The organism is Streptomonospora arabica (genome assembly GCF_039531585.1).
Lineage (GTDB): Bacteria > Actinomycetota > Actinomycetes > Streptosporangiales > Streptosporangiaceae > Streptomonospora > Streptomonospora halophila.
In genome coordinates, this window is record NZ_BAAAQI010000001.1 from 641724 (window position 1) to 655375 (window position 13652).

A 13652-nucleotide genomic window follows, 5' to 3' on the forward strand; every position below is an offset into this window, starting at 1 on the left:
CACCGGATCGGGGCCCGCCGCGATGACGCGGCGCGGACCGGGTCACGCGATCCCGCAGCCCCCGGACGCGGCGGGCTCGGGCTCGGGAGCGCCGACGGTGGGCATGCCCAGCAGCACGCCCGAAGGGGCCGGCTCGCGGCCGTTGCGCGCCGCCCAGGCCTCGCCCGCCCGTGTGCGCCGCACCCGGCGCACGCCGGAGTCGGCCACCAGGTGGTGCGGCGCGGCATAGGTGACCTCGACCGACGCGAAGTCCCCCGGGCGCAGCGCCGCCGCGGTGCCGTCGTCGACCGCGAAGTGCACCAGCCGGTTGTCGGGCGCGCGGCCCGACAACCGGCGCCGCTCGCCGTCCTTGCGGCCCTCGCCCTCGGCCACCAGCAGCTCGACCTCGCGGCCCACCAGCTTCCGGTTCTCCTCCGCCGAGATCCGCTCCTGCAAGGCCACCAGGCGCTCGTAGCGCTCCTGGACGACTTCCTTGGGCAGCTGCCCCTCCATCTCGGCTGCCGGTGTGCCCGGCCGCTTGGAGTACTGGAAGGTGAACGCAGCGGCGAAGCGGGCCTCGCGCACCACGTGCAGTGTCTCCTCGAAGTCCTCCTCGGTCTCGCCGGGGAAGCCCACGATGATGTCGGTGGTGATCGCGGCATCGGGCATGGCCTCGCGGACCCGCCGCACGATGCCCAGGTAGCGCTCCTGGCGGTAGGAGCGCCGCATCGCCTTGAGCACCCGGCTGGAACCCGACTGCAGCGGCATGTGCAGCTGCGGCATGACGTTGGGGGTCTCGGCCATGGCCTCGACGACGTCGTCGGTGAAGTCGCGCGGGTGCGGCGAGGTGAACCGCACGCGCTCCAGACCCTCGATCTCGCCGCAGGCCCGCAGCAGCTTGGAGAACGCCTGGCGGTCGCCGAACTCGCTGCCGTAGGCGTTGACGTTCTGGCCCAGCAGCGTGACCTCGGCGACGCCCTCGTCGACCAGGGCGCGCACCTCGGCCAGGATGTCGCCGGGCCGGCGGTCCTTCTCCTTGCCGCGCAAGGCGGGCACGATGCAGAACGTGCAGGTGTTGTTGCACCCCACCGAGACCGACACCCAGGCGGCGTAGGCCGACTCCCGGCGGCTGGGCAGCGTGGAGGGGAACGTCTCCAGCGACTCCTCGATCTCGACCTGGGCCTCGCGCTGCACCCGCGCGCGCTCCAGCAGCACGGGGAGCGAGCCGATGTTGTGCGTGCCGAAGACCACGTCCACCCACGGGGCGCGGCGCACGATCTCGCCGCGGTCCTTCTGCGCCAGGCACCCGCCCACGGCGATCTGCATGCCGGGGTGGGCGTCCTTGGCCGGGCGCAGGTGGCCGAGGTTGCCGTAGAGGCGGTTGTCGGCGTTCTCGCGGACCGCGCAGGTGTTGAACACGACGACGTCGGCGGTGGTGTCCTCGGCTGCGCGCTCGTAGCCCGCGTCCTCCAGCAGGCCGGAGAGGCGCTCGGAGTCGTGGACGTTCATCTGGCAGCCGTAGGTCCGCACTTGGTAGGTACGAGTCTGGCTCACGGCTCCCAGGCTAGTGCCTGTGCCGCCCGGTGCCGTCCCGGCGGCTTCCGGCTTCCGCTACGGCGAAGGGCCGCCGCCCCGGCGCGTGCGGGCGGCGGCCCGGACCCGGCCGACCGCCCGGCTCGGCGTCGCCCCGGTACTCAGCGCGGCGCGGGCGCGGACCGCGTGAAGCCGGCGACGCGCGGGTGGACCGTCACCGGCACTCCGGCCTCGCGGGAGAAGGAGTCCAGCCCCTCGCGCACGGCCGCGTCCGGCTCGCCGTAGACGTCCAGCCCCAGCACGGTGCTGTACTCCATGACCTCGCGGATGTGGGGGTCGGAGATCCGCCAGTGCTCCAGCACGGCCGCGGAGTCCGGGTAGAGCTGGAAGCTGTAGGCCTGCGCGCCTTCTGCGTCGAGGTAGACCTCCACCATCAGCTGGGGGGCGTGCTGCTCGGTGAAGGCCACCGCCCTCGCGATCGCGCCGCGGAACGCCTCGAACCGCTCGGGGTGCACCCGCATCGTGTTGCGGAACATGATCGGTGCCTGCTGTGTCGATGCCATGGCCCGAGCCTGCTACCTCAAGTGAAGTTGAGGTCAAGGCCGCCGCCCCTTCGTGCGGAGCGGCGGCCCGGCCCCTACGGCACCGCGGGCACCTCTGGGCGGTCCGAGCCCGCACCGCGGCCCGCCCGGAACTGCCAGCCCAGCACGGCGCCGCCGACGACCAGCCCGAACAGGTCGCTCTCCCAGCCCGAGTGCAGCATCGCCAACCCGGCCGCGGCCACCAGAAGCCGCAGCGACCAGTGCAGCCGGGTGTTGACGAAGCCCACGACCGCGAGGCCCACCAGCCACACACCCAGCAGCGACGTCGCCACGGCCCAGGTGCCCGTGAGCCACGTCACGTCCTGCAGCAGCAGCTCCGGGGAGAACACGAACATGTAGGGCACCAGGAACCCCGAGATCGCGATGCGCACCGCGTGCCCGCCGGTGCGCAGCGGATTGCCGCCCGAGATGCCTGAGGCGGCGTAGGCCGCCAGGCACACCGGCGGCGTGATGTCGGCCATCACCCCGAAGTAGTACACGAACATGTGCGCCATGAGCAGCACCGCGACCGTGTTCTCCTCGACCCCCGGCTCCAGGATCGCCATGATCGCCGGAGCCGCCAGGGTGGCGGTGATGACGTAGTTCGCCGTGGTCGGCACGCCGATGCCCAGGATCAGACAGGCCAGCATCGTCAGCACCAGCGTGCACACCAGCAGCACCGTCGTCGCGGGGAACACGTCGAAGGTGACGACCTGCACGCCGGGAGCCAGGATGTTCTCGGCCAGCCCCACGAGGCCGTCGCTGAGCTTCTGCCCCAGGCCCGTCAGCGTGATCACGCCGGCGATCATGCCGGCCGCCGCACACGCCATGATGATCGGCAGCGCCACACGCGCCGCGTCGACCAGCCCGTCCAGCAGGGTCCACAGCGTCAGCCGGTCCTCCATGCCGCGCCAGCGCCGCAGCACGAACATCACGATCTGCGTCAGCAGGTTGACCGCCACGGTCAGCCCGATCGCGCCCATCGCCGAGAAGATCGGCGAGTAGCCCACCGACAGCAGCGCGAACAGCCCGATGATCGGCACCAGCAGGTAGCCGCGGGTGGCCATCAGCAGACGCACGTTCGGCAGCACAGAGCGCGGCATCCCGCGGATGCCCATGCGCTTGGCGTCGTAGTGCACCACGACGAACTGGGCGACGAAGAACAGCACCGCCGGGATGATCGCCGCCTGCAGGATCTGCAGGTAGGGGATGCCGGTGAACTCGATCATGATGAACGCCGCGGCGCCCATGATCGGCGGCGCGATCTGCCCGCCGGTCGAGGACGCCGCCTCCACCGCGCCCGCGTAGTTGGCCGGATACCCCGACCGCTTCATCATGGGGATGGTGAAGGCGCCGTTGCTGACGGTGTTGGCCACCGAGCTTCCGGTGATCGTGCCGGAGAACGCGCTGGTGACGATGCCGACCTTGGCCGTACCGCCCGTTGCACCGCCGGTCAGCCCCAGCGCCAGGTCGGTGAAGAACCGCTCCATGCCCGTGCGGGTGAGCATCGCCGCGAAGACCAGGAACAGGAAGATGAACGTCGAGGAGATGCCCAGCGGGGTCCCGAACACGCCCTCGGTGCCCACGAACAGCTCGACGACGATCCGGTCGATCGAGTAGCCCGAGTGGTGCAGGAAGCCCGGCAGGAACGGGCCGTAGAACGCGTAGGCCACCATCAGCCCCGACAGCACCACCAGTGCCGCGCCCAGCGTCCGCTGCGCCGCCACCAGCACCAGCAGGATGCCCACCGTGCCGACGGCCACCTGGTCCGGCTCGATGATGCCCTGCGTGCGCACGATGTCCTCGTAGAACACGAACAGGTACAGCCCCGACCCCATGCCCAGCAGCGCCAGGACCACGTCGGCCGCCGGAACCCCCATCGGGCGCAGCGGAACGTAGCGCGACGCCTGCACGAGGGCCAGCACCGCCGCGGCCGGCGCCAGCACGTACCAGTCGGCGATGCCTTCGACGATGATGTAGACGATGGCCGCGATTCCGCCGGCGGTCAGCCCCCAGCCGTACCACCGCTGGCGCCGGGTCTCCTGCGGCGAGTGCGGGTAGAGCAGGAACACCATGCCCAGCCCCAGCGCCAGGTGGAACGAGCGCTGCTGCAGCCCCGGGAACGTACCGAAGTAGCCGGTGTAGAGGTGGAACAGGCTCAGCGCCAGCCCCACACCGAAGACGACCCACCGCCACAGAGGGCGCATGTCGCGCCGGGTGCCCGCCGTCTCGGCGGCGACGTTGTGCTGCTCTAGCTCGGCGACCTCCTTCTGCGCCTCGATGTCGCTGAAGTCGGCGCCCTCACCCGCCGGTGCTGCCGACCGGGAGTCGCTCGTCATCGCTCGCCCCATCCCCTTGCATCCACGTCGTCGTCCGTCGGGCGGCCGTCCTGCCGGTCCCCCCGCCTCGATCAGGGCCAGGCCCGCGGCCCGCCCTGCACGCCCAGTTCCACCCGTGTGCCGTACGCGGCGACGTCGAGCAGGCGCACCCGCCCGCCGTCCGGGAACAGCAGCACCTGGCCGGAGTGCGTGCTGTTGACCATCAGCTCCACCGTCCCCAGCGGCCGCCCGTGGTGCAGCACCCGGTAGCCGTCGTCCTCGCGCAGGAACGTGGTGGTCGTCGAGCCGATGTGCTCGGGCCCCACGGGGAGGTTCGCCCCGAAGGTGTCGAACCGCATCTCCTGCATGAGCAGCCGGCCCCCGGCCCCGGCGGAGAACACCTCATCCACCGGGCGCTTGCTCACCGAATGGGTGTAGCGCAGCGTCACCCGATCGCCCGCGGCCACCGGCCGCGACGCCGCCACGCGGCCGCCGTCGACGTCGGTCACCGTGAACAGCAGGCGGCCGCCCGCCTCCGGCTCCGGTGCCGCGAGCCCGCCGAGCAGGCCCGCCGCCAGTACGGCGCCGCCCGCGCGCAGGGCGCGGCGGCGCGCGAGCCCCTGCCCGCGCGCCGCCGCCTGCTGCACCTCGGGCGGCTCGGTGCCGCTAGCCGAGGACGCCCTCTTCCTCGTAGTAGCGCTTGGCACCGGGGTGGAAGTCGACGGCGCCCTGTCCGTCGACCGCGGTCTCCAGCTTGACCTGGCTGCCGACGTCGTGCCCGATCTCGTCGGCACGCTCGTACATCTCCTTCACCAGGTTGTAGGCCGTCTCCTCGTCCAGGTCGGCCGTGGTGTAGAGCGTCGCCCAGTTGGTGACGGTCTCGGCCGGCTCGTCCTGGCCGCTGTAGGTGCCCGCCTCGATCGTCAGCGGGCTGTAGCTGGGGTTGTCCGAGGTGAGCGTTTCGAGGCCGTCGCCGGTGATGTCGACAAGCTGCACGTCGCTGGAGGTCGCGACCTGCTCGATGCTGCCGGCCGGCAGCGCCAGGATCGCGAACGCCGCGTCGGTCTGGCCGTCGCTGAGCTTGGTCGAGGCCTCCTCGAACGTGCTGTTGAAGACCTCGATGTCGTCGAGGCTCATCCCGTACGCCTCGAGGATCTGCTCCGCGGCCACGGCCGTACCGCTGCCGGGCGGGCCGATGTCCACCCGCTTGCCCTTGAGGTCCGCGATCGTCTCGATGCCGGAGTCGGCCGAGGCGACGATCTGCAGCACCTCGGGGTAGACGTTGCCCAGCATGCGCACGTCGCCGGGGTTGGACAGCGGCTCCTCGGCGAAGTCCGCCTCGCCGTCGACCGCGTTGGCGGCGACCCCGTTGATCGCCATGACCAGCTCGTTCTCGCCCTGGTCGAGCAGGCGCATGTTCTCCACCGACGCACCGCTGGACTGGGTGCTGACGTTGACGCCCTCGATGTTGTCCGACCAGATCTTGGCCATCTCGGCGCCGAGGGGATAGTAGGTCCCGCCCGTGCTGCCGGTGGCCATGGTGAGTTCGCCGCCTGCGCCCGTGTCGCCGACACCGCAGCCCGCGAGCGCGATGACCCCTGCGGCCGCGGCCGCGGTTGCAGCCGCCAGCCGACCGGTCCGAAGTCCCGTCCTCATTGCGCGAGTCCTCCTCGAAGAGTGCGCTGCGGCGGTGCTGTAGCACCGGCGCGAGCCTCTGAAGTGCCTAGCGTGATTACCCGCCTTGAACATTGGCTGGACTATAGACAGCGCGGTGACACGCCGTCGCGCACGGCGGATTACAAGTAGGGAACGAATGGCCGCGCCCGCGCCCCGACCTCCGCGGTCACGCGGCACCGCGCCCCGCGCCGTTCACGGCCCCCCTTGCGACTCCATCCGTCCGACTGCACAGACGCCCGCATACCACTAAGGTCGACATGTCATTCCTTAGATACCCCTGAGTGCGAAGTGTCCCCATGACCGACCGCGTGACGGCCCCCTACGGCGCCTGGCCATCGCCGATCGCTGCGAGTGACGTCGCCCGAGGAGAACGCCGACTGGGCCATCCCAGCGTCGCGGGCGACGAGATCTGGTGGGAGGAGTCCCGCCCCGACGAGGGCGGGCGCACCACCGTCATGCACCGCGATTCCGAAGGCGCCCTCACCGAGCTCCTCGGGCCCGAATGGGACGCGGGCACGCGCGTCCACGAGTACGGCGGGCGTTCATTCCTCCCCGTGCCGCGGGGTGACGACACGGCCGCCACCCGCTACGGCATCGTCTTCGCCAACCGCGCCGACCAGCGGCTCTACCTGCTGACCGAGGGCGCCACCGCGCCCGTGCCGATCAGCCCCGAGCCCGAGACCCCGGGCGGGCTGCGCTACGCCGACCCCGCGCTGGGCGCCGACGGCACGAGCCTGGTCTGCGTCCAGGAGCGCCACCCCGCCCGCGGCACGGCGGAACAGGACGCGCAGGAGAACCGCCCCGTCCGCTCGATCGTGTCGATACCGCTGTCCGGCCGCGCCGCCGACGACCCCGGCGCCGTGACCGAACTGGTCTCCGGCGCCGACTTCTATGCCAGCCCCTCCCCCGCACCCGACGGGCGGCACCTGGCCTGGATCGCCTGGAACCATCCCCGCATGCCCTGGGACGGCACCGAGCTGCGCGTGGGCTCCCTCGACGGCGACGGCCCCGTCACAGGCGCCTACACCCTCAAGGGCGGTGTCGCCGAGTCCGTACTCTCCCCGCTCTGGCGCGACTCCACCACCCTGGTGTTCCTCTCCGACTGGCCGGGCTGGTGGAACCTCTACGAGATCGGGCTGACCGGCCCGGCCATCGCGCTCTATCCGGCCGAAGAGGAGTTCACCCACGGCTTCTCCCTCGGCCTGCAGCCCTACCGGCTCCTCGACGACGGCCGACTGGTCGCCCTGCACGGCCACGCCGACCTCACCCCGGGCGTCTACGACCCCGGCACCGCCGAGCTCTTCCCACTGGAGACCGGGTTGGAGAGCTGGCAGACCCTGGCCGGCGACGGAACGACCGTCGTGGGCCTGGCCGCGGGCACGCACACCCCGCAGAGCCTCGTCCGGCTGGACCCCGGCACGGGGCGCACCGAGATCCTGCGGCGCTCCCGCGAGGACCTTCCCGATCCCCGGTACCTGCCCACGCCGCGCACCACCGAGTTCAGCGGCCGCTACGGCGGCACCGTGCACGCCACCGTCTACCCGCCCGCCAACCCCGACGCCGTCGGCGAGGGCCGGGCGCCCTACGTGGTGTGGGTGCACGGCGGTCCCGTGGCCAAGGCACTCGGTTCCCTCGACCTCGCCAAGGCCTACTTCACCAGCCGCGGGATCGGCGTCGTCGACGTCAACTACGGCGGCTCCATCGGGTTCGGGCGAACCTACCGCGAACGGCTCCACGGGCAGTGGGGCGTCATCGACGTCGAGGACGCCACGGCCGCCGCCCGCGCCCTGGTCGAGGAAGGCGTCGCCGACCCCGAACGCCTGGCCGTACGCGGCGGCAGCGCCGGCGGGCTCACCACCCTGCTCGCGCTCTGCGGCGACACCTTCGCCTGCGGGACCTCCTCGTGGGGCGTGACCGATCTTCTGCGACTGGCCGCCGAGACCCACGACTTCGAGTCGCGCTACCTGGACGGGCTCGTGGGACCGCTGCCCGGCTACGCGGCCACCTACCGCGAGCGCTCCCCCATCAACCGCGTCGCCGACCTGGCCGCTCCCGTGCTGATCCTGCAGGGCACCGACGACCCCGTCGTTCCGCCCACCCAGGCCCGCGCCCTGGCGTCCGGGCTGGCCGAGCGGTCGATCCGGCACGCCCTGCTGGAGTTCGGCGGCGAGGGCCACGGGCTGCGCTCGGCCGCCAACCAGCAGCGCGCGCTGGAGGCCGAACTGGCCTTCTACGGCGAGGTGCTCGGCTTCACCCCGCCCGACGTGCCGGCGATCGAACTGGTCACCGGGCGCGCGGCCGAGGACGGCCGGGCGGACGGGGCGGAGGGCCCGAGCGCTGACGGGGCCGGCGGTTCCGGGGAGGAGGCCGACGCCGACCTGGTCGCCGAACCGCTGCCGCCGCTGGACGGCGACGGCGGCGCGGAGAGCCGCACCGCCGACGAGCAGGCCGGGCGGCCGTAGCCGTTCGATCCCGAGGACGCCGGCCGTGACCGGCGACCGCGTTCCGGCACCGCGGAGGCTCGCCGCGGCGCCGGACGCGGAGCGCGGCCGACGGCGCGGAGGGCGGGAGCGGCCCCGCCGGATGCCCGGCGCCTGCCGCGTACCGCGTCCCCCAGGCCGGGCCGTGCCGTTCGGCGGCGGGCCGACCGCGGGCACCCGTGAAGGGAATGACCGGATCCGGCCACTGCGATGTCCGGAACGCGCTGCGGAGGAAAGCGCGACCGGACTAGGGTCCTGCGGCCCCGAAACCCGGGAACGAACGCCCTGGTGCACGGCCCGCACGTGTGCTTATACCACGGGCCGGGCGAGCCCTGCCCCCCGAATGCGCGGGAAGCGCTGTCAACCCCGGCTCCACCGCCCGCCGACGCCCGGCGCATCCGGCCCTTGTGGCCGCCCCGGCCCGTCCGTAACCTCTCCGGTGCCGCCGCGGCGCCCCTCGTCGCATGGCGGCTGGGATTGCGCGGTACGGCCCCGCGGCCCCGCCACAGCCCTCGGCGGATCCGCGGGGCCTACCCGTGCCGCGCGGACAGCGACACGCGGCGGACACGCCCTGCCCTCGCCCTGTCCTCCCGAAGCGGCGGCCGTGCCCCGCCGACCGCGCCCGCCCGCCCCGGCCCGCGTACCGGCCGCACCCCCGAGGAGAGGAAGGCGCGATGCCCACCACACGGCTCCTGACCGCGAAGGACGCGCCGGAACTGGCCGAGCTTCTGCAGCGCAACCGCGAGTTCCTCGCCCCCTGGGAACCGGTCCGCGACGACTCCTACTTCACCGCCGACGCCCAGCGGGCCCGACTCGAATACGCCCTCACCCAGCACGCCGCGGGGCGCCTGCTCCCGCTGGCCGTCCTCGACGACACCGGCCGCATCGCCGGCCAGGTCACCGTCAACGACATCGTCCGCGGAGCCTTCCAGTCCGCTCCCATCGGCTACTGGGTCGCCGAAGCCTGCAACGGCCGCGGACTGGCCACCAAGGCCGTCGCTGAAACCGTGCAGACCGCCTTCGCCGACCTCGGCCTGCACCGCGTCGAGGCCGCGACCCTGCCGCACAACACCGCGTCGCAGCGCGTCCTGCTGCGCAACGGGTTCACCGCCTACGGCAGGGCGCCGCAGTACCTGCACATCGCCGGAAGCTGGCGGGAGCACATCCTCTACCAGGCGATCAACCCCGACGCGTAGCACCGGCCCGACCGGGCCGCTCACTGGTCAGTCCGGTGCGGCGCCGTGCGCTGGGTACCGCAGCGGAGAGCAGCTATACGCCCTGCCGGGCGCCTTCTCCAACGGCGCCTCTACCGACGTGCCCACCGCGTAGCCCGAGGCACCGCCGTGCGCCGCCGCCCTTCGCCGGGTCGTCCCGGCATGCCCGCCGGATCGGACCGCCGAGACCCGGCGAGCGCCTCGGCAGCGCTGCGGTGACGCCGCGCGCCCCGGTTCGAGCGGTGCCGGACGGAGGCGGTCACAGAGACAACCCCACCGGGCAACCGATCGTCTGGCGGCGCACCGTCGCGGCTCTGGCCCGGCGCCGCTACTCCGGATCGGGGTCCGGCAGTTCCAGTTCGGCGCCCTCGGCCTCCAGCTCCTCGCGCACCACCCGGTAGGCCAGTCCCGCGGAGTAGCCCTTGCGCGCCAGCATGGCCAGTGCCCGGCGCGCTCGCGCGGCGGAGTCGGACGTGCGCGAGCCCGCCAGCTTGCGCCGCGCCAGCCGCCTGGCGGTCTCCTCCTCCTGCTCGGGACTCAGCTCCTCGACTGCGTCGCGCACCGTGTCCTCGGCCACCCCGCGCCGCCGCAGCTCAGCCGCCAGCGCCTTGCGCCCCAGACCGCGCCCGGCGTGGCGGGAGTCGACCCACGCGTCGGCGAAGGCGGCGTCGTCGATCAACCCGACCTCGCTGAACCGCCCCAGCACCGACTCGGCCACGTCGTCGTCGACGCCCCGCCGCCGCAGCGCCTGGGCGAGCTGGGCCCGGGTGCGCGGAGCCGAGGTCAGCAGGCGCAGGCAGATGCCGCGCGCGCCGGCCTCGGGATCCTCGCCGTCCGCGGACCCGCCCGCCCGGGCGCCGGTCTCGGGCGCATCGGCGGCGGTATCGGTGTCGGTGTCGCTGTCGAAGGGCTCGTGCGTGTCAGGCATCCGCTGGCGGCGGGGTGGCCTTGGTCCTGCTCGCCCGCTTGGGCGGTGCGGCGGCCGGAGCGGCGGCGTCGGTCTCCTTGACCGCGGCCTCCTTGGCGCCGGTCTCCCTCGCCCCTGCGGCCTTGGCGGCATCGGGCGCCTTGGCGGAGTCGGGCCCCTTGGCGTCGGCGGCGGCCGCGGAGTCCGCGGAGTCGTTGCCCGCGCCGGGCACGCCCAGCTTCTCCTTGATCTTCTTCTCGATCTCGTTGGCCATGTCGACGTTCTCGCGCAGGAAGTTGCGGGAGTTCTCCTTGCCCTGCCCGAGCTGGGTGCCCTCGTAGGTGTACCAGGCGCCCGACTTGCGCACGACGCCCTGCTCCACACCGAGGTCGATCAGCCCGCCCTCACGCGAGATGCCCACGCCGTAGAGGATGTCGAACTCCGCCTGCTTGAACGGCGGCGCCACCTTGTTCTTCACGACCTTGACCCGCGTGCGGTTCCCGACCGCGTCGGTCCCGTCCTTCAACGTCTCGATCCGCCGGATGTCGAGCCGCACCGACGCGTAGAACTTCAACGCCCGGCCGCCGGTGGTCGTTTCGGGGCTGTTGTGCACCATGACCCCGTCGGCGAAGTAATTGTGGCTGCCCTCCACCTCGATGTCGTATCGTCCGGTGCGCCCCGCGGTCGGAGCCTTCGGAGTAACTTCCCGCACCACTGCTGGACTAGGCCGCAAAACGGGCTCGGACAATTCGGGCTCGGCATTGAAGTAGCCGCGAAGCCCAGGCAGAAGCTTGTAATCCAGCGATGGGTGAATATAGGGTGCAATAAATTCTTGGAATTTCTTGGAGGACTCTGCACTGAATGTAAGCGTGTTGATTTTCCGTGCACCTCGCGGACGCAATTTTACGTCGAACTCGAAGGTATCACGAAGATAGTCGGCGATCCGCTGCCTCGATCCAGGACTCATGGCCTCGACGCAGATTTCGACGCGTCCGCTACCTCCCTCGGTGCGAGCCTGGCGCCCATCGGTTCGCAACGCAAATGAACCGTCATCCATATACCAGATCGCCAGTGCCAGTGGCGTCAGACTCTTCAGGTAGTCCCAGGTTATGTGTTTCTTACCGCCTCCCGCATAAACCGTCCGGCGAAGTTCGCCCAATTCGGCTAGTGGAGTAAAGTCAGCGAAGACGGCACCTTTCGCATTCGATGTCACCGAGTGAGGGATGTTTTCCAGCATAGCGACTTTCCAATTCAGGTAGTCCGCTTGCTTGGCACCGTGCCCCATCCGAAATCGTCCGCTCTCTGCGTCCTCACCCACAGGCGCGGACAGACACCCGTCCCCCAGCAGTGAACCCAGCACCACCTGCTTTTGAACCTCGTTCAGATAGTAGTGCTGCGCGAGCATGACCCGGTCCCCAGGCATGATGTCGCCGGCCTCCCGCCAACCGCCCGGCGTCCGCACGAGGTGGTTCGGGGTGAGGTCCATGTAGGCACTCCCATAGCCCCTTCCACCTCCGGCGCGCTCTACCCTGAAGTGCAGAAACTCTTCCGTTCGGCCGTTGTCGAACCAGTTGGTGACACGCCGTGGAACGATTTCTCCGATTTCAGGGTCGTAGGAAAGGACTTCTACGTCCATTTTTTGGTTTACAATTTTTCCAATGCGTTCCCGAGTCCCGTCAGCCAACGTCACCCAAGTATCCCAGGATGCGCATCCGAACATGACACCGACTTTCTCCCGCAATTGGTTGATAAATATCGCGGTCGTTCCAGTCTGGTGCAATGCGCCCGCGATTTTGCGGAGGGCCTGGGACATCAGTCGGGCCTGGAGGCCGACGTGGCTGTCGCCCATCTCGCCTTCGATCTCGGCGCGGGGCACGAGGGCGGCTACGGAGTCGACGACCAGGATGGAGACCGCGCCGGAGCGGATCAGCATGTCGGCGATCTCCAGCGCCTGTTCACCGGTGTCGGGCTGGGAAAGCAGCAGATCGTCGGTGTTGACACCGATTTTCTTGGCGTATTCGGGGTCGAGCGCATGCTCCGCATCGATGAATGCGGCAATCCCTCCGGCCTTTTGTGCGCTCGCCACGGCATGCAGCGCCACACTGGTCTTCCCCGACGACTCTGGTCCGAATATCTCTACAACACGCCCGCGGGGAATTCCTCCGATACCCAATGCGACATCGAGGGAAATGGAGCCGGATGGAATGGATTCGACCGGCGGGCGGTCGTCATCGCCTAGGCGCATGACGGAGCCCTTGCCGAACTGGCGCTCGATCTGAGCGAGCGCGGTCTCGAGAGCCTTCTCTCGATCAGCAGCAGCCACGGGAAACCCCTGTTGGGTCGTCGTCTTCTTGTTCATCTTGGGTGTGACGCTACGCGGCGGCGGGGACAAACCTCGACCGCGTCGGCGCGCCTGTGGACAAGTGCTCGGCGGCCGCGTGCCTGCCGCCGGGTGCGTGTCCACTCGCGGACGCCCGCCGGGGCGTCGTGGTCCGCCGGAGGCTGATACCGCACCTTGCGGTTCGGGATGGTCGGCCCCGGATACACCGCAACCCTACCCGAACCTCTGTTCGATCGCCTGCCCTCCCCAGGCGTCCGGGCGCGTCGCCTGCGCGGCGGTCCGCCCGGGCGGACCGGCCGGCCCATTACGCTCCGGCCCGGGTCTGCGGCCTGCTTGCGCCGTCAGCGTGCGGCGGCGGGCAGGTCGAATGCTTCGCAGACGGCCCGCCACACCTCCTTGGCGCTGATGCCGTCGGCGAGCGCCTGGTCGACCGTGCGCGAGCCGAGCGAGTCGATGACGTGGTCGCGGGCAAGGCTCGCGGCGTAGGCCTCGCCGAACTGCCCGTTCATGCGCTCCCAGAAGTGTGAAAGTCTCATCCCCTCCAGTATCGGCCGCCGCCCCGGTGCTGTCACCTCCGCCGACGCCCCCTGGGAACGGGCCCGGGCCGGTCTCCGCGGTTTCG

General features: G+C 71.1%; 10 protein-coding genes and 1 pseudogene. 2 read left to right on the forward strand and 9 right to left on the reverse strand.

The annotated features are described in order from the left end of the window. Nucleotides 1-42: 42 nt before the first annotated feature. From miaB to ABD284_RS02785, 5 genes are all read right to left on the reverse strand, one after another. Nucleotides 43-1509 carry a tRNA (N6-isopentenyl adenosine(37)-C2)-methylthiotransferase MiaB gene (miaB, locus tag ABD284_RS02765; protein ID WP_344140775.1) on the reverse strand — a complete coding sequence of 489 codons (1467 nt, stop codon included), beginning with the start codon at nucleotides 1507-1509 and terminating at the stop codon, nucleotides 43-45. A 164-nt stretch (nucleotides 1510-1673) separates the two neighbouring features. Next, nucleotides 1674-2075, reverse strand: a complete 402-nt coding sequence (locus ABD284_RS02770) for a hypothetical protein (RefSeq protein ID WP_344140601.1) — start codon at nucleotides 2073-2075, stop codon at nucleotides 1674-1676. A 74-nt stretch (nucleotides 2076-2149) separates the two neighbouring features. Further along, the gene (locus ABD284_RS02775; RefSeq protein WP_344140603.1) at nucleotides 2150-4432 is read right to left on the reverse strand and encodes a TRAP transporter permease; all 2283 of its coding nucleotides are present in this window, start codon (nucleotides 4430-4432) and stop codon (nucleotides 2150-2152) included. 71 nt (nucleotides 4433-4503) lie between these two features. Further along, nucleotides 4504-5118, reverse strand: a complete 615-nt coding sequence (locus tag ABD284_RS02780; RefSeq protein WP_344140605.1) for a DUF1850 domain-containing protein — start codon at nucleotides 5116-5118, stop codon at nucleotides 4504-4506. Beyond that, entirely contained in the window at nucleotides 5078-6067 is a 990-nt protein-coding gene (locus ABD284_RS02785; RefSeq protein WP_344140607.1) for a TAXI family TRAP transporter solute-binding subunit, read from the reverse strand. Before ABD284_RS02785 ends, ABD284_RS02780 begins: the two co-directional genes overlap by 41 nt. A 317-nt stretch (nucleotides 6068-6384) precedes the next feature. Here ABD284_RS02785 and ABD284_RS02790 point away from each other — a divergent pair, with 317 nt between their 5' ends. Both ABD284_RS02790 and ABD284_RS02795 read left to right on the forward strand, forming a co-directional pair. Beyond that, nucleotides 6385-8550, forward strand: coding sequence for a S9 family peptidase (locus tag ABD284_RS02790; RefSeq protein WP_344140610.1), 2166 nt, complete (start codon nucleotides 6385-6387; stop codon nucleotides 8548-8550). A gap of 692 nt (nucleotides 8551-9242) precedes the next feature. Next, complete coding sequence (locus tag ABD284_RS02795; protein ID WP_344140612.1) at nucleotides 9243-9764, forward strand: GNAT family N-acetyltransferase; 522 nt, start codon at nucleotides 9243-9245, stop codon at nucleotides 9762-9764. Between the two features lie 346 nt (nucleotides 9765-10110). Here the strand turns inward: ABD284_RS02795 and ABD284_RS02800 are convergent, their stop codons facing one another. The 4 genes and pseudogenes from ABD284_RS02800 to ABD284_RS02820 all read right to left on the reverse strand — a co-directional run bounded on the left by ABD284_RS02800 (nucleotide 10111) and on the right by ABD284_RS02820 (nucleotide 13566). Next, a complete protein-coding gene (locus ABD284_RS02800; protein ID WP_344140614.1) occupies nucleotides 10111-10710 on the reverse strand; it encodes a regulatory protein RecX in 600 nt (199 codons plus the stop codon). Continuing rightward, a complete protein-coding gene (locus ABD284_RS02805) occupies nucleotides 10703-11404 on the reverse strand; it encodes a hypothetical protein (RefSeq protein ID WP_344140776.1) in 702 nt (233 codons plus the stop codon). Before ABD284_RS02805 ends, ABD284_RS02800 begins: the two co-directional genes overlap by 8 nt. Nucleotides 11405-11536: 132 nt before the next feature. Beyond that, nucleotides 11537-13012: pseudogene (gene recA / locus ABD284_RS02815) on the reverse strand (recombinase RecA); the annotation flags it as partial. A 359-nt stretch (nucleotides 13013-13371) separates the two neighbouring features. Continuing rightward, a complete protein-coding gene (locus ABD284_RS02820; RefSeq protein WP_344140616.1) occupies nucleotides 13372-13566 on the reverse strand; it encodes a DUF3046 domain-containing protein in 195 nt (64 codons plus the stop codon). Between the last annotated feature and the right edge of the window lie 86 nt (nucleotides 13567-13652).

Bases quoted from the DNA above. Each gene is read 5' to 3' on its own strand.
- ABD284_RS02790 (WP_344140610.1), top strand. From the start codon at position 6,385: ATGACCGACCGCGTGACGGCCCCCTACGGCGCCTGGCCATCGCCGATC.
- ABD284_RS02820 (WP_344140616.1), bottom strand. From the start codon at position 13,566: ATGAGACTTTCACACTTCTGGGAGCGCATGAACGGGCAGTTCGGCGAG.
- ABD284_RS02795 (WP_344140612.1), top strand. From the start codon at position 9,243: ATGCCCACCACACGGCTCCTGACCGCGAAGGACGCGCCGGAACTGGCC.
- ABD284_RS02770 (WP_344140601.1), bottom strand. From the start codon at position 2,075: ATGGCATCGACACAGCAGGCACCGATCATGTTCCGCAACACGATGCGG.
- ABD284_RS02785 (WP_344140607.1), bottom strand. From the start codon at position 6,067: ATGAGGACGGGACTTCGGACCGGTCGGCTGGCGGCTGCAACCGCGGCC.
- ABD284_RS02800 (WP_344140614.1), bottom strand. From the start codon at position 10,710: ATGCCTGACACGCACGAGCCCTTCGACAGCGACACCGACACCGATACC.
- ABD284_RS02775 (WP_344140603.1), bottom strand. From the start codon at position 4,432: ATGACGAGCGACTCCCGGTCGGCAGCACCGGCGGGTGAGGGCGCCGAC.